This is a genomic window from Limnohabitans sp., from assembly GCF_038134685.1.
GTDB lineage: Bacteria > Pseudomonadota > Gammaproteobacteria > Burkholderiales > Burkholderiaceae_C > Limnohabitans_A.
This window is the reverse complement of sequence record NZ_JAYPVP010000036.1, coordinates 1-13,930: the sequence shown is the minus strand read 5'-3', so window position 1 is coordinate 13,930 and position 13,930 is coordinate 1. Positions and strand designations below refer to the sequence as shown.

At 63.0% G+C, this 13,930-nt stretch carries 14 protein-coding genes, 1 pseudogene and 1 riboswitch; of the genes and pseudogenes, 5 read left to right on the top strand and 10 right to left on the bottom strand.

Translation table 11 applies throughout. The features are described from left to right. A pseudogene (locus tag AAFM15_RS11195) lies at positions 1–403 on the top strand (hypothetical protein); the annotation flags it as partial. Positions 404–411: 8 nt separating this feature from the next. Here the strand turns inward: AAFM15_RS11195 and AAFM15_RS11190 are convergent. Continuing rightward, positions 412–1,308 (bottom strand): LysR family transcriptional regulator ArgP, encoded by an 897-nt coding sequence (locus AAFM15_RS11190; RefSeq protein ID WP_341686794.1) that lies wholly within the window; start codon positions 1,306–1,308, stop codon positions 412–414. Between the two features lie 74 nt (positions 1,309–1,382). On the opposite strand from AAFM15_RS11190, the gene AAFM15_RS11185 reads away from it, so the two are divergent. Continuing rightward, the gene (locus tag AAFM15_RS11185; protein WP_341686793.1) at positions 1,383–2,030 is read left to right on the top strand and encodes a LysE/ArgO family amino acid transporter; all 648 of its coding nucleotides are present in this window, start codon (positions 1,383–1,385) and stop codon (positions 2,028–2,030) included. 12 nt (positions 2,031–2,042) lie between these two features. Here the strand turns inward: AAFM15_RS11185 and AAFM15_RS11180 are convergent, their stop codons facing one another. From AAFM15_RS11180 to AAFM15_RS11170, 3 genes are read right to left on the bottom strand one after another with little or no spacing between them, the layout of a single operon-like run. Further along, positions 2,043–3,191, bottom strand: coding sequence for a class I SAM-dependent methyltransferase (locus AAFM15_RS11180; protein WP_341686792.1), 1,149 nt, complete (start codon positions 3,189–3,191; stop codon positions 2,043–2,045). Continuing rightward, positions 3,188–3,970, bottom strand: coding sequence for an HAD-IIB family hydrolase (locus AAFM15_RS11175; protein WP_341686791.1), 783 nt, complete (start codon positions 3,968–3,970; stop codon positions 3,188–3,190). Before AAFM15_RS11175 ends, AAFM15_RS11180 begins: the two co-directional genes overlap by 4 nt. A 6-nt stretch (positions 3,971–3,976) precedes the next feature. Then, positions 3,977–5,605, bottom strand: a complete 1,629-nt coding sequence (locus AAFM15_RS11170; protein WP_341686790.1) for a peptide chain release factor 3 — start codon at positions 5,603–5,605, stop codon at positions 3,977–3,979. Positions 5,606–5,777: 172 nt separating this feature from the next. After that, positions 5,778–5,869: riboswitch (S-adenosyl-L-homocysteine riboswitch) on the top strand. A 74-nt stretch (positions 5,870–5,943) separates the two neighbouring features. Between AAFM15_RS11170 and ahcY the strand changes: the two genes are divergently transcribed. The 3 genes from ahcY to metF all read left to right on the top strand — a co-directional run bounded on the left by ahcY (position 5,944) and on the right by metF (position 9,064). Next, positions 5,944–7,380 carry an adenosylhomocysteinase gene (gene ahcY, locus AAFM15_RS11165; protein WP_341686789.1) on the top strand — a complete coding sequence of 479 codons (1,437 nt, stop codon included), beginning with the start codon at positions 5,944–5,946 and terminating at the stop codon, positions 7,378–7,380. Positions 7,381–7,457: 77 nt separating this feature from the next. Further along, complete coding sequence (locus AAFM15_RS11160) at positions 7,458–8,216, top strand: TlyA family RNA methyltransferase (protein WP_341686788.1); 759 nt, start codon at positions 7,458–7,460, stop codon at positions 8,214–8,216. Positions 8,217–8,239: 23 nt separating this feature from the next. Then, entirely contained in the window at positions 8,240–9,064 is an 825-nt protein-coding gene (gene metF, locus AAFM15_RS11155; RefSeq protein ID WP_341686787.1) for a methylenetetrahydrofolate reductase [NAD(P)H], read from the top strand. 16 nt (positions 9,065–9,080) lie between these two features. Here metF and paaE read toward each other — a convergent pair whose 3' ends face one another. The 6 genes from paaE to AAFM15_RS11125 all read right to left on the bottom strand — a co-directional run bounded on the left by paaE (position 9,081) and on the right by AAFM15_RS11125 (position 13,847). After that, positions 9,081–10,172, bottom strand: a complete 1,092-nt coding sequence (gene paaE / locus AAFM15_RS11150; RefSeq protein ID WP_341686786.1) for a 1,2-phenylacetyl-CoA epoxidase subunit PaaE — start codon at positions 10,170–10,172, stop codon at positions 9,081–9,083. 15 nt (positions 10,173–10,187) lie between these two features. Further along, the gene (paaD, locus tag AAFM15_RS11145; protein ID WP_341686785.1) at positions 10,188–10,709 is read right to left on the bottom strand and encodes a 1,2-phenylacetyl-CoA epoxidase subunit PaaD; all 522 of its coding nucleotides are present in this window, start codon (positions 10,707–10,709) and stop codon (positions 10,188–10,190) included. Positions 10,710–10,716: 7 nt separating this feature from the next. After that, on the bottom strand, positions 10,717–11,499 hold the full coding sequence (gene paaC / locus AAFM15_RS11140) for a 1,2-phenylacetyl-CoA epoxidase subunit PaaC (RefSeq protein WP_341686784.1): 783 nt from the start codon (positions 11,497–11,499) through the stop codon (positions 10,717–10,719). Continuing rightward, the gene (paaB, locus tag AAFM15_RS11135) at positions 11,499–11,798 is read right to left on the bottom strand and encodes a 1,2-phenylacetyl-CoA epoxidase subunit PaaB (RefSeq protein ID WP_341686783.1); all 300 of its coding nucleotides are present in this window, start codon (positions 11,796–11,798) and stop codon (positions 11,499–11,501) included. Before paaB ends, paaC begins: the two co-directional genes overlap by 1 nt. Continuing rightward, positions 11,795–12,823: a 1,2-phenylacetyl-CoA epoxidase subunit PaaA gene (paaA, locus tag AAFM15_RS11130; RefSeq protein ID WP_341686782.1), complete on the bottom strand. Its 1,029-nt coding sequence runs from the start codon at positions 12,821–12,823 to the stop codon at positions 11,795–11,797. The genes paaB and paaA overlap by 4 nt, the downstream gene beginning before the upstream one ends. Positions 12,824–12,953: 130 nt before the next feature. Further along, entirely contained in the window at positions 12,954–13,847 is an 894-nt protein-coding gene (locus AAFM15_RS11125; protein ID WP_341686795.1) for a 23S rRNA (adenine(2030)-N(6))-methyltransferase RlmJ, read from the bottom strand. Positions 13,848–13,930: the final 83 nt, after the last annotated feature.

The following is a 13,930-nucleotide window of genomic DNA, read 5'->3' as shown; positions in this document are numbered from 1 at the left end:
GGGTTACCTCACGCTCGGCCAGCCTTCGCCCACCCTCAGCGGTGGTGAGGCGCAGCGCATCAAGCTCGTGACAGAGCTGACCAAGGTGCGCGACGAAGTGGGCAAGCGTGGCCAGAAGGCGCCGCACACGCTCTATGTGCTCGACGAGCCGACCGTGGGTCTGCACATGGCCGATGTAGACAAGCTCATTCGCGTGCTTCACCGCCTGGTCAATGCCGGGCACAGCGTGGTGGTCATTGAACACGACCTTGATGTCATCGCCGAAGCCGACTGGATCATCGACCTGGGACCGGAGGGCGGTAACGCCGGTGGCCGCATCGTCGCCGCCGGCACGCCCGAAGATCTGGTGCGCATAGGCACCCACACAGGCAAGGCGCTGGCGCCGGTGCTGGCCCGCAGTTGACTCGGGGTTCAGACCGGTTGCAGGGCCGTTCGTGCAGCGGTGACAACGTGCTGCGTCAACTGCCCCAGCAGGCGTGACGCCACGCGGGCCTGCTGCCAATGCAGGGGCACGTCCAGCGGACGCTTCGGCACCAGTTCAACCAAGCTGCCCTGCGCCAAATGGCCTTCAATCAAGGCTTGTGGGTGCAGACCCCAGCCCATGCCGGCCAGACCGGCGGTGACGAAAGCCTGGGCCGAGGGCAGGGTGTGTCGGGGCAGTTCCACGGGTTTGCCCCAGTACAGGCGAACCCAGCGGGCCTGCAAATCGTCTTTGGCGTTGAATTGCAGGCTGGGGGCAAGCGACAGGCTGGCCACATCGACACCGTCCGGAAAATGGCGTGCCATGAAGGCGGGGCTCGCGGCCGCCACATAACGCATGGCGCCCAGGGGCTGACTGTTACAACCGGCGGCCGGTCGGGCGCTGGCCGTCACGGCGGCCAACACGGCCCCGCTGCGCAGCCACTGCGCGGTGTGGTCCTGATCGTCCACCGCCACATCCATGAGCACAGGGGCCTGTGCGGCATAGCTCGCCAGTGCCGGGGCCAGCCAGGTGGCCAGACTGTCTGCATTGACGGCAATGGGCAGCCTCGGGCGTATCGGTGCATCGGATGAGAGTGTCGGCAGGGCGCCATGCAGCTCTTGCTCCAGCAACTGCACGTGGTCCACATGCTGGCACAGCCGTCGGCCCGCCTCGGTGGGCTGGCAGGGTTGACCACGCAGCACCAGGGCGCAGCCCATGCGTTCTTCGAGCAGGCGGATGCGTTGCGAAATGGCCGAGGGCGTGACGTGCAGGGCTTGGGCGGCCCGATCGAAACTGCCTTCGCGCACCACGGCGGCCAGGGCCGAGAGGGCGGCGTAGTCCAGCATAAATTCAGTTTTTCTAATGCGAATAAAGAAAAGACAGTTTGCCTTCATTTTTAAGCAAGGGCAAACTCGATCGCATGAACTGGAATGAGATTGTGATGAAGGCCTTGCCCGTTTGGGGCCAAGGCCTGGCTCTGAGCCTGGGGCTGATCGTGGCGATCGGCGCGCAAAACGCCTTTGTGCTGCGACAGGGTCTGCGACGTGAACATGTGGGTGCGGTGGTGGCCTTTTGCGCTTTGTCCGATGCTGCCCTGATCACAGCGGGCGTCATGGGTCTGGGGCAGGCCCTTGGCGACCAGCCAGTGCTCACACGGGCGCTGGCCGTGGTGGGGGCGGTGTTTCTGGCCTGGTACGGCTGGACGGCCCTGCGCCGCGCGCGGCATGCGGGGGCCTTGACCGCAGCCGCCGGTGAACAGCCCATGCGTCTGCAGGCTGCACTCATGCAAGCGGCGGCTTTCACCCTGCTCAACCCGCACGTCTATCTGGACACGGTGTTGCTGGTGGGCAGCATTGGCGCTCAGCAGCCGCCCGCCTTGCGTGGCTGGTTCGCGTTGGGGGCGAGTTCCGCCAGTGTGCTGTGGTTTTCTGCTCTTGGTTATGGCGCGCGCTGGCTGGCGCCCTGGTTTGCCAAGCCCCGCGCCTGGCAGGTGCTCGATGTGCTGATTGGCGTGACGATGTGGATCCTGTCAGTGTTTCTGGTGCGGCATGTGTGGCTGGGGTTGTGATGGCGCGGTCCTTTAGCCCACGCCCAATCGCCACAGCGAAGTGACTTCCGCTGCCCGCGCCGCGTGCAGCGGGTCGCTGGGGTCCTGTGCCTTGCTGTGGCGTGGCCGGGTTTCCAGGCGGCCGAGCACTTTCAATCCTGCGTTCGCGATCCAGTCCATCAGCTGATCGCGTGTGCGCAGCCCCAGGTGTTCGGCCAGGTCCGACAGGATGAGCCAGCCTTCGCCGCCTTGGCACAGGTGCGCGGTCAGTCCTTGCAGAAAACCGCGCAGCATGGCGCTGTCTTCGTCGTAGACGGCTTGCTCCAATGTGGAGGTGGGTTTGGCGGGGAGCCAGGGCGGGTTGCACACCACCAGCGCGGCGTTGCCAGCAGGGTAAAGATCGGTCTGCACCAACTCGACTTTGGACAGCAGGTCCAGCCGCTGCAGGTTGTCGCGGGCGCAGGCCAAGGCGCGTTCGGACAAGTCGGTCGCCATCACACGTGGCACGCCACGGCGCGCCAGCAGTGCGGACAGCACCCCGGTACCCACGCCAATGTCAAAGGCTTGCGGGCAGTGCTGCAACGCTGCGGGCAGGGGGGCTTGTGCCACCAGGTCAAGGTACTCGCCGCGCACCGGCGAGAACACGCCGTAGTGTGGATGGATGTGTGCGCCATTCAGCGTCGCAACGGGGACGCCTTTTTTGCGCCACTCGTGTGCACCGATCAGGCCCAGCAGGCTGCGCAGCGGCACCACACGCGCCTGTCCATCAGCAGGGCCCCATGCCTCTGTGCAGGCCTGCACAACATCGGGTGAGCGCTTGAGAGGGATGCCGTAGTTGCCATCGATTTCAATCAGCAGCTGGCCCAGTACGCGCACGCGCAGGGCCTGGGCTTTGCGGTGTTGTTCAAAGCTTTCGGCGGCGGTGGATGGCGTTGGTTTTTTCTTGCGCTGTCCGGCTGCATCCATGCGTGCTGACATGGCTTGCAGCAATTGGCGTGCGTGTTGAAAGTCGCCGCGCCACAGCAGACCCGTTCCCGCGCTGGCCAATCGGTAAGCGGTGTCGGCGTCCATTTCCTTGGCCACCTGGATGCGACTGGGCTGGCGAGCGCCATTGTCTGCTTGCCACAGGGCTGTGCGCGTGCCGCTTTCTTCTTGCCAGGTGAGTGTATTGCTTGAGGTCATGAGCGTGCTTTTAGCAGGTGGGCCGTCAATTCGGCAAATCCATCACCGCGCTCACCTTGTGTGATGAAGCGCGGCGGGTGTCGCAATTGATCGGCAAAGCGGCGAATGTTGGCGACGCCCACGCTGTGCTCAAAGTGTTTGAACATGACCTGGTCGTTGGTGGAGTCGCCCACATACACCCAGCGCTCGATTTCAGCGTCGAGATTGCGCCCGAACAATTCGCGCACGATCCAGCGAGCGCCGCTGAGTTTGTCGTGCTCGCCGTACCAACCGTTGATGTGGATGCTGCTGATGGTGGCGGTCATGCCTGCGGCCTGCATGATTTGCACCACTGCTTCAATGGCGGCAGGCGACAGGTGGGTGAATTCGCTGTGGTCGATGGCGATATCGGTTTCGCGCCCATCGCTGTCTCGCGAGCGCATGGCACCAGGAACGGTTTGCTCGATCGTTGTCAGCACTTGTTGCATGCGTTTCAAGTGGGTTGCACGCGTGGCAGCCTCTTGCTGGTAGATCTTGCGCGGTGATTGGCCGACTTCGTGCACCAGGGCTACCGCACCGTTTTCAGCGACGATCGCATCCACTGGCCAGCTCTGGGCGAACGGCTGGCTCCAGCCCACGGGACGGCCGGTGATTGCTATCACGTGTAGTCCGGCCGCCTTCAGGTTTGCCAGTGCCTGCAAGGCATTGGGCCTGATGGTGCCCTCAGTGGTCAGCGTGTCGTCGATGTCGGTGAAGACGCCAACGATGCCATCCGCTTGCCAGTCACGCAGAGGGCGCACGGTATGTCAGTGGGCCGAGCCCAGCGCCAGGCCCGCGTGCTCACGCAGCGGGTGAAAGTGGATCTTGGGGAAACGTTCTTGCGCCAGGCGCACGTCGTACGGGCTGGTGCACAAGTACGCCAGCGTGCCTGCCGCGTCCAGCGCCAGGCGCTGCGGATAAGTGCTGGTGAATTCGCGCAGGTCCTGTGCGTTGTCCGCCGTGATCCAGCGGGCGCTGGTGTATTGGCAGCCTTCCAGGCGCACATCGCAGTCGTATTCGGTTTTCAGGCGGTGCTGCACCACTTCAAACTGCAGTTGACCGACCGCGCCCAGCAGCATGGGGCCGCCGACTTCGGGCTTGAACACCTGGATCGCGCCTTCTTCGCCGAGCTGGTCCAGACCCTGCTGCAACTGTTTGGTACGCAGCGGGTTCTTCAAAATTACGGTCATGAAGAGTTCGGGCGCGAAGAAGGGCAGGCCGGTGAACTGCAGGTTGGCGCCGTCGGTGATGGTGTCGCCCAGCTGCACGCCGCCGTGAGTGGTGAAGCCGATGATGTCGCCTGCATAGGCTTCATCGACGGCCTCACGGCGTTGCGACAGAAAGGTCACCACGCTGGTGGGGCGCAGTTCCTTGCCGGTGCGCTGCACCTTGAGCTTCATGCCAGGGGTGTATTTGCCCGAGGCCATGCGCACAAAGGCGATGCGGTCGCGGTGGTTGGCGTCCATGTTCGCCTGCACCTTGAAGACCACGCCCGAAAACGCGTTGTCTTCAGGCTGGATGATCTTTTCGACGGGCTGCTTGTTGACGAGCAGCGAACTTTTGCGCGGGCGCGGCGAGGGGGCCAGATCGACCAGCGCGTCCAGCACTTCCATCACGCCGAAGTTATTGACGCCGGAGCCGAAAAACACGGGCGTCTGCTTGCCCGCCAGAAAGGCCTCATGGTCAAAAGTAGGCGAGGCGCCGGTGGCCAGCTCCATGCTGTCCATGGCGGTTTGCCATTCGTTGCCAAAGCGTTCAGACAGTTTGGCCTGTTCGCTCAAGGGAATGGTCTCGAAGTCTTGTGGACGGCGTTCGCTGCCCGACTCGAACACCGTCATGGCCTGCGTGCGCAGGTTGATGATGCCGCCAAAACTCTTGCCCTGGCCCACCGGCCAGGTCATGGGTACGCAGGGCATGCCCAGTTCGCGTTCGACTTCGTCGAGGATGTCCAGCGGGTCGCGCACTTCGCGGTCCATCTTGTTGACGAAGGTGATGATGGGCGTGTCGCGCTGTCGGCAGACCTCGATCAGGCGGCGGGTCTGCGCTTCCACACCGTTGGCCGCGTCAATGACCATGAGCGCCGAGTCCACGGCTGTCAGCACCCGGTAGGTGTCCTCAGAGAAGTCCTTGTGACCGGGCGTGTCGAGCAGGTTGATGACGTGGTCGCGGTAGAGCATCTGCATGACCGAAGACGCCACCGAGATGCCGCGCTGCTTTTCAATCTCCATCCAGTCCGAAGTGGCGTGGCGCGAGGCCTTGCGGGCCTTGACCGAGCCGGCAATCTGGATCGCGCCCGAAAACAACAAGAGCTTTTCGGTCAGCGTGGTTTTACCCGCATCGGGGTGCGAAATGATGGCAAACGTCCGGCGGCGCCGGGTTTCGTGGGCGTAGGTCACAAGGGGTCCTGGGAGCAAAGGGCTGCAGCTGCAGCAGAAGATGCTCCAATTTTACTGGGCCTGAGCGCGGAGATGGCCGCGCTGCGCTCGCCATGACGATGTGGCATTGGCCGTCACTGCGAGGCCGAAGGCCGTGGCAACCGCCTGGCAGTCATTTGTCTATAATCAGCCTCATTCCGAGGAGCGTTGCAGCGCCTACCAGCCTAGGGCTGGCAGCAGGCGTGAGGCTCGGAACCCTTCCATTCGCAACGACGCTCATCCACTGGTCCAGTGCGGTGAGTCCATCTTCCAGGCTTTCGCATTCCCCAGTGGTCAACCCTTTGCACTGGAGCGCTTACATGAATGCACCTCTCAAAACCGCCGTCAATGCGGACTGCGTGATCACCGACATTGGCCTGGCCGACTGGGGCCGCAAAGAGATCAAGATTGCCGAAACCGAAATGCCCGGTCTGATGGCCATCCGCGAAGAATTCGCCGCCCAGCAGCCGCTCAAAGGTGCTCGCATCACCGGCTCGCTGCACATGACCATTCAAACGGCTGTGTTGATCGAAACCCTGCAAGCCTTGGGCGCCGAAGTGCGCTGGGCATCCTGCAACATCTTCTCCACCCAGGACCACGCTGCCGCCGCCATCGCCGCGCGCGGCACCCCGGTGTTTGCCATCAAGGGCGAGACACTGGAGCAGTACTGGGACTACACCCACCGCATTTTCGACTTTGGCCCCAAGGGCAGCGAGGGCGAAGGCCCCAACATGATCCTGGACGATGGTGGCGACGCCACGCTGCTGATGCACCTGGGCAAACAAGCTGAAAAGCACCCCGAAGTGCTGGCCAATCCCGGCAGCGAAGAAGAGCGCATCTTGTTTGCCGCCATCAAGGCCAAGCTCGCCGAGGACAGCACCTGGTACAGCCGCAAGAGCGCGCAGATCATTGGCGTGACCGAAGAGACCACCACGGGCGTGCACCGCCTCAAGGAAATGTCGGCCAAAGGCAGCCTGATGTTCCGCGCCATCAACGTGAATGACTCGGTGACCAAGAGCAAGTTTGACAACCTGTACGGCTGCCGCGAATCGCTGGTGGACGGTATCAAGCGTGCTACCGACGTGATGGTGGCGGGCAAAGTGGCCGTGGTCTGTGGCTACGGTGACGTGGGCAAGGGTTCTGCACAAGCCCTGCGCGCCCTGAGCGCCCAGGTATGGGTGACCGAGATCGACCCGATCAACGCACTGCAAGCCGCGATGGAAGGCTATCGTGTCGTGACCATGGAGTGGGCAGCCGACAAGGCCGACATTTTCGTGACCACCACCGGCAACAAGGATGTGATCACCTTTGAACACATGGCCGCCATGAAGGACCAGGCCATTGTTTGCAACATTGGCCACTTCGACAACGAAATCCAGGTGGCCAAGCTGGAAGAAAAGTGTCAGTGGGAAGAAATCAAGCCCCAGGTGGACCACGTCATCTTCCCTGATGGCAAGAAAATCATCCTGCTGGCCAAGGGCCGTTTGGTGAACCTGGGCTGCGGCACAGGCCACCCCAGCTTCGTGATGTCGTCTTCGTTTGCCAACCAGACGATTGCGCAGATCGAGCTATTTGCACACAAGGACGCCTACGATATCGGCAAGGTCTATGTGCTGCCCAAGCATCTGGACGAAAAAGTGGCTCGCCTGCACCTCAAGAAAGTCGGTGCCATGCTGACCGAGCTGAGCGACGAGCAAGCTGCTTACATCGGCGTGCCCAAGCAAGGTCCTTACAAGCCTGACACCTATCGCTATTGATGCAAAGTGTGTCATCGCGAACGGAGTGTGGCGATCTGCAGACTGCCACGCTGCGCTCGCAGTGACAGATGCTCGTGATGCGTGCTGATCAACTCCTCGTCGAACATGGCTTGGCCTCCTCGCGTTCGCAAGCCCAGCGGCTGATTGCCGCGGGCGTGCAGTGGCGTGTGGGTGCTGGGGCGTTCAGGCATGTGGCCAAGAACGGCGACGAGGTGCCTGAAGATGCCGAGCTGGTGCTGCTTGACGATGCCGAGGCGCGCTACGTGTCGCGTGGTGGCCTCAAGCTCGAAGGAGCGTTGTTGGCCGCGGGCTGGAACATATCAGGTTGGCGTTGTCTGGATGTTGGGCAGAGCACGGGCGGCTTTACCGACTGCCTGCTGCAACAAGGTGCGGCGCAGGTGGTGGGGCTGGACGTGGGGCATGCCCAGTTGCACGAGCGCCTGCGCAGCGATGCGAAGGTGGTTTGTATCGAAGGGCTCAATGCCCGTGAGCTGCAGGCAGGGGATGCGCGTATCCCGGATGCCGCTCAGGGTTTTGACCTGGCTGTGGGCGATGTGTCCTTCATCTCGCTCACGCTGGTGTTGCCGGGTGTGGTGGCCTTGCTCAAACCCGGTGGGCACTTGCTGATGCTGGTCAAGCCGCAGTTCGAGCTGCAGCCGGGCCAGGTCGGCAAGGGTGGCATTGTGCGCGATACGGCGCTGTATGCTGTGGTCGAATCCCGTTTGCGTGAAGCGTGCGCCATGCTGGGTTTGCAGGTGCAGGCCTGGCGGGACAGCCCGATTGTGGGCGGTGACGGCAATCGTGAATTTTTTGTGCAGGCTGTCAAGCCTGCCTGACGAGAACAACAAGGAACAGCACCATGAAGCTGCCGGTGAGTTTTGAATTTTTCCCACCCAAGACGCCTGAGGGCGCAGAGAAACTGCGGGCCGTACGCCAGCAGCTGTATGCGCTCAAGCCCGAGTTTTGCTCGGTGACCTACGGTGCAGGGGGCTCTACCCAAGAGGGCACCTTTGCCACCGTGAAAGAAATCATTGCCGAAGGTGTGGCCGCAGCCTCGCACTTCTCGTGCATTGGTGCCACCAAAGACTCGGTGCGCAGCCAACTGGCCACGCTCAAGGGCATGGGTGTCAAACGCCTGGTGGCCTTGCGCGGCGATTTGCCCAGCGGCTACGGTGCGGGTGGCGAGTTCCATTACGCCAGCGATCTGGTGGCTTTCATTCGCGCCGAAACGGGCGATGACTTTGCCATCGAAGTGGCGGCTTACCCCGAGGTGCACCCGCAAGCCAAGTCTCCCGAAGCTGATCTTCAAGCGTTTGCCACCAAGGCCAAGGCAGGTGCCAACTCGGCCATCACGCAGTACTTCTACAACGCCGATGCCTATTTCCGTTTTGTGGATGATGTGCGCAAGCTGGGTGTGGACATTCCGGTGGTGCCGGGCATCATGCCCATCACCAGCTCGTCGCAGTTACTGCGTTTCTCGGATGCCTGCGGTGCCGAGATTCCGCGCTGGGTGCGTCTGCGTCTGCAGGCCTATGGCGACGATATCGCGTCCATCAAGGCGTTCGGGCACGAAGTGGTCAGCGGCCTGTGCGAACGCCTGGTGGCAGGCGGTGCGCCTTCGCTGCATTTCTACACGATGAACCAGAGTGCGGCGACCACGGCGCTGGTGCAGCGCCTGGCCTGATGCCACGCTGAGGGGCTCAGCGCTCGTCGAAACTCACCACCACACGGTCGCTGGTGGGGCGGGCCTGGCACGACAGAACAAAGCCGGCATCGACCTCGGGTTTTTCGAGCGTGAAGTTCTTGTCCATCTCGGTCGTGCCTTGGGTGACTTTGCAGCGGCAGGTGCAGCACACGCCGCCCTTGCACGAGTAGGGCAGGTCTAGGCCCATGGCCAAAGCGATGTCGAGGATCTTCTCGTTCTTGTTCATCGGCATCTCGTAGGGCTTGCCGTCGAGCACCACTGTGAGTTGCACTTCACCGCCATCGCGCGTGGCCTTGTGGCCCAGCACGGCCTTGGCCTTTTGCTCGGGGCTCAGGGCTTCGAGCGTGGGCGAGGTGAAGCGTTCGGTGCGGATGGCCTTGGGTGACACGCCTGCGCCCAGCAGGGCTTTTTCGGTTTCTTCGATCATGGCCTCGGGGCCGCAGATGAAGACCTCGTCCATGCTGCCCACGGGCAGGAAGTTGTCGATGATGGCGCGCACCTTGTCGCCGTCGATGCGGCCCTCCAGAAGCGGCACTTCCTGCGCCTGGCGCGAGAGGATGTGGATCAGCGTCAGACGTGAGGGGTAGCGGTCTTTCAGGTCTTGCAGCGCCTCGTTGAACATCACGCTGTCCATGCGGCGGTTGCCATAGACCAGCGTGAATTTGCTCTCGGGCTGCTCTTCGAGCGTGGTGGCCAGAATGGACAGGATGGGCGTGATGCCCGAACCGGCGGCAAAGCCCACACGGTGGATGGCACGGGGGCGCTGCACCACAAAGCGGCCGTCCGGCGGCATCACGCGCAGGGTGTCTCCGGCCTTGAGTTGTGTGGCCGCCCAGTTGGAGAACACGCCGCCTTCGACCGGGCGGATGCCCACTTCGAGTTCGCCACGCTGCAGCTGGCTGCGTGCGGAGCTGACCGAGTAGCTGCGGCGCACATCGGCGCCGTTGATATCGGCGCGCAGGGTCAGGAACTGGCCGGGCTGAAAGTCGAACAGCGCACGCAAGTCAGCGGGCACGGCCAATGTGATGGCCACGGCGCCAGCGGCTTCGGTGCTGACGCGGGAAACGGTGAGGTCATGAAAGCGCATGTCGGCTCGCTTGGCTCAATAGGGTTTGAAATAGTCGAATGGTTCCATGCAGTCCAGGCACCGGTAAAGGGCCTTGCAGGCGGTGGAGCCGAAATGGGAGGTTTCGGTGGTGTTGGCCGAGCCACATTGCGGGCAATGCACTGCTTCGGTTTTGGCGCTGCGTGCCGCGAACTGCACCACGTTGGCCGAACCGGTTTTCTCGCTGGCGCAGGCGTGCGGCGGCGCAATGCCATAGGCGCGCAACTTCTCGCGGGCGGCCTCGGTCATCCAGTCGGTGGTCCAGGCCGGGGCCAGTTGCGTGACTACCTTGGCCTGCAGCCCTGCTGCGGCCAAGGTGCTGCGCACATCGTCCTCGATCTGGCCCATGGCCGGACAGCCGCTGTAGGTGGGGGTGATGACCACTTCCAGACCCTGAGCGCCTTCGCGGACTTCGCGCAGTATGCCCAGCTCGCGCAGCGTGATCACCGGGATTTCCGGGTCACTCAGGCCCTCCAGCAATTGCCAGGCCTGCTCTGCGCGGGTCAGGGTCGTGGTCATGCGCGACTTACCAGGTGGCGCCGGGGTGCTGGCGTGCCAGGCTTTGCATTTCGGCCAGCACGAAACCCAGGTGCTCCGAGTGAACGCCTTGCTTGCCGGTCGGCACAAAGGCGCTGTCGGCTGGGCGCTGCAGCGTGGCTTCCTGAAGTGCGGCGTCGACGATGGTGTTCCAGTCGGCGCGCAGCTCGGCCATGTCCAGGCCACAGCCATTGGCTTGTGCCGCGGCTTCTTGCGCGCTGGCCACCCAGAACTCGCTGGTGTAGGGCATGAGCGCGTCCAGTGCGGCTTGTGCCCGTTGGTGCGATTCGTCGGTGCCGTCGCCCAGACGCACGAGCCAGTCGCGCGAGTGGCGCAGGTGGTAGCGCACCTCCTTGAGCGACTTGGCGGCAATCGCGGCCAGCTGTTCGTCTTTGGACAACTGCAGGCGGTCCCACACCAGCACCATCAGGCTGCTGTAGAGGAAGTTGCGCACGATGGTGGTGGCAAAGTCCCGGTCACCGCAGGCGGTGGCCGACATCAGCGGCAGGTGTGGCAGTTCGCACAGGGTGTAGTTCTTGAAGTCGGGCACGTCGCGGAAATACGCCAGCGTGTCTTCGGTGGCGCCCTGACCGATCAGTGTGGCCGCATGTTGGTAGAGCAGGCGGGCCTGGCCGATCAGGTCCAGGCTGTTGTTGGACAGCGCAATGTCTTCTTCGAGGATGGGGCCGTGGCCGCACCATTCGGCGTTGCGCTGGCCGAGGACGAGCGCGTTGTCTGCGAGGTGCAGCAGGTAATCAACAGGCGCTTGCATCACATGTGTCCCACTTCTTCGGGAATCTCGTAGAAGGTCGGGTGGCGGTAAATCTTGTCGCTGGCAGGCTCGAAGAATTCGCTCTTGTCGTTGGGCTCGCTGGCCGCTATGGCACTGGACTGCACCACCCAGATGCTCACGCCTTCCTGGCGGCGGGTGTACACGTCGCGCGCCATCTGCAGCGCATGCTGCGCGTCAGAGGCGTGCAGGCTGCCGCAGTGTTTGTGCTCCAGGCCCTGCTTGCTGCGAACGAAAACTTCCCAGAGGGGCCATTCTTTCAATGCGGGTGCGGTGCTCATGCGGCCTCCTTCATTTGGCGTTGCTGTTGTTTCTTGGCGTGGGCCAGAGCGGCTTCGCGCACCCACGCACCGTCGTTCCAGGCCTTGACGCGGGCGCCCAGGCGTTCCTTGTTGCAGGGGCCGTTGCCGTTCACGGTGGACCAGAACTCGTCCCAGTCGATCTGGCCGTAGTCATGTGCCTGGCGTGCTTCGTTCCACTTCAGGTCGGGGTCGGGCAGGGTCACACCCAGCACCTTGGCCTGGGGCACGGTGGCGTCCACAAATTTCTGGCGCAGGTCGTCGTTGCTGATGCGCTTGATGCCCCAGCGCATGCCTTGCGCGCTGTTGGGGCTGTCGGCGTCCGGCGGTCCGAACATGGCCAGGCACTTCCACCACCAGCGGTTGACGGCGTCTTGCACCATGTCCTTTTGCGCTTGCGTGCCTTGCATCATCACCAGCAGGGCTTCGTAGCCCTGGCGCTGGTGGAAGGATTCCTCTTTGCACACGCGCACCATGGCGCGGGCATACGGGCCATAACTGCAGCGGCACAGTGGAATCTGGTTCATGATGGCCGCGCCATCGACCAGCCAGCCGATCACGCCCACATCGGCCCAGTTGAGCGTGGGGTAGTTGAAGATGGAGCTGTACTTGGCCTTGCCGGTGTGCAGGGCGCTCAGCATTTCGTCGCGGCTGGTACCCAGCGTTTCGGCCGCGCTGTACAGGTACAGGCCGTGGCCGCCTTCGTCCTGCACCTTGGCGATCAGGATGGCCTTGCGCTTGAGGCTGGGGGCGCGGCTGATCCAGTTGCCCTCGGGCAGCATGCCAACGATCTCGCTGTGCGCGTGCTGGCTGATCTGACGCACCAGGGTCTTGCGATAAGCGTCTGGCATCCACTCGCGCGGCTCGATGCGGCCATCTGCGTCAATGCGGGCGTCGAACTGGGCTTGCAGCGCCTGTTCGCTGGCGCTGGCTTCCTTGGGTACCGCCTTGAGTCCTGCGGACTTGGCGTCATCTTGGTCGGAAACGCTGAAGGATTGGGTGTACATGGCTTTCTCCTGCACGTGCTGAAGGTGCGTGAAAAGCGAGTATACCCATTAACCGACCGATCGGTCGGTTAATTTGAGGGCTTGGGCTCAGGATTTTCCCTGATGCGGTGCCGGTCGGTCAAGCAAAGTGTCAGGCGCCGCCAGCTTCGACCTGCCAGCCTTTGCCGTTGCCGCGCGCCAGTGCGGGCCCCACGACTTTCAGGGCTTCACGCAGCTGCTCAGCCAGGGTGTAGGGCGGGTTGATGATGAACATGCCGCTGGCCGACAAGCCGGTGTCGCCTTCTTCGCCACGGCCAATGGCCAGTGTGGCGTGGACCCAGCTGCGTTTGGCCTGGTTGGACAGGGTGCGCAGGCGGCGGGGCAGCTCGTGCGCCTCAGGGCGCGGAATGATTGGGTACCAGACCAAATAGGTACCGGTCGGAAAGCGCTTGAGGCAGTCTGCAATGACATTGCTGACCTTGGCGTAATCGGACTTGATCTCGTAACTGGGGTCCATCAACACCATGGCGCGTTTGGAGCCGCTGGCCGAGGCCGGTGGGGGCAAGAGCTTGGGCAGGGCAGCAAAGCCATCCTCGCGCGTCACCTGCACGGCGCGGCCCAGTTCCAGCTGGGCCATGTTGCCCGTCAACGAATCGATATCGGTCGGGTGCAGTTCGAACAATTTAAGGCGGTCGCGTGCCTCATAACGCAGCAACTGGGCCATGAGCACCGGCGAGCCGGGGTAAACGCGGGCTTCACCATTAGGGTTGAAATGGGCCACCTGGTCCAGGTAGTCCTGCACCGACTCGGGTAGCTCGTCCTGACTGGCAGCGGCTTCGAGCAGTTTGAACAAGCCGTCCTGTGCCTCGGCACCTTTTTGCGAATAATCGCCATCCAGCCGGTACAGACCCGCGCCCGCATGGGTGTCGATCAGGGTGATGCCGGCCTCCTTTTGCTGCAAATGGCGCAGGGTGGCCAGCAGTGTGATGTGCTTGAGAACATCCGCATGGTTGGCGGCATGAAAGGCGTGACGATAACTAAACATAGCCCGATGGTAACCGCCAGGGTGGGGCTTGGGGCGGGGGCGGGTACACAGCCCCCCCACCAACACCGCCCCCCCCACCCCCC

Excerpts from the sequence above, each read along its gene's own strand:
- ahcY (WP_341686789.1), top strand. The coding sequence starts at position 5,944 with ATGAATGCACCTCTCAAAACCGCCGTCAATGCGGACTGCGTGATCACC.
- paaB (WP_341686783.1), bottom strand. The coding sequence starts at position 11,798 with ATGAGCACCGCACCCGCATTGAAAGAATGGCCCCTCTGGGAAGTTTTC.
- paaC (WP_341686784.1), bottom strand. The coding sequence starts at position 11,499 with ATGCAAGCGCCTGTTGATTACCTGCTGCACCTCGCAGACAACGCGCTC.
- paaE (WP_341686786.1), bottom strand. The coding sequence starts at position 10,172 with ATGCGCTTTCATGACCTCACCGTTTCCCGCGTCAGCACCGAAGCCGCT.
- metF (WP_341686787.1), top strand. The coding sequence starts at position 8,240 with ATGAAGCTGCCGGTGAGTTTTGAATTTTTCCCACCCAAGACGCCTGAG.
- AAFM15_RS11185 (WP_341686793.1), top strand. The coding sequence starts at position 1,383 with ATGAACTGGAATGAGATTGTGATGAAGGCCTTGCCCGTTTGGGGCCAA.
- AAFM15_RS11160 (WP_341686788.1), top strand. The coding sequence starts at position 7,458 with ATGCGTGCTGATCAACTCCTCGTCGAACATGGCTTGGCCTCCTCGCGT.
- paaA (WP_341686782.1), bottom strand. The coding sequence starts at position 12,823 with ATGTACACCCAATCCTTCAGCGTTTCCGACCAAGATGACGCCAAGTCC.
- AAFM15_RS11180 (WP_341686792.1), bottom strand. The coding sequence starts at position 3,191 with ATGACCTCAAGCAATACACTCACCTGGCAAGAAGAAAGCGGCACGCGC.
- AAFM15_RS11190 (WP_341686794.1), bottom strand. The coding sequence starts at position 1,308 with ATGCTGGACTACGCCGCCCTCTCGGCCCTGGCCGCCGTGGTGCGCGAA.
- AAFM15_RS11125 (WP_341686795.1), bottom strand. The coding sequence starts at position 13,847 with ATGTTTAGTTATCGTCACGCCTTTCATGCCGCCAACCATGCGGATGTT.
- paaD (WP_341686785.1), bottom strand. The coding sequence starts at position 10,709 with ATGACCACGACCCTGACCCGCGCAGAGCAGGCCTGGCAATTGCTGGAG.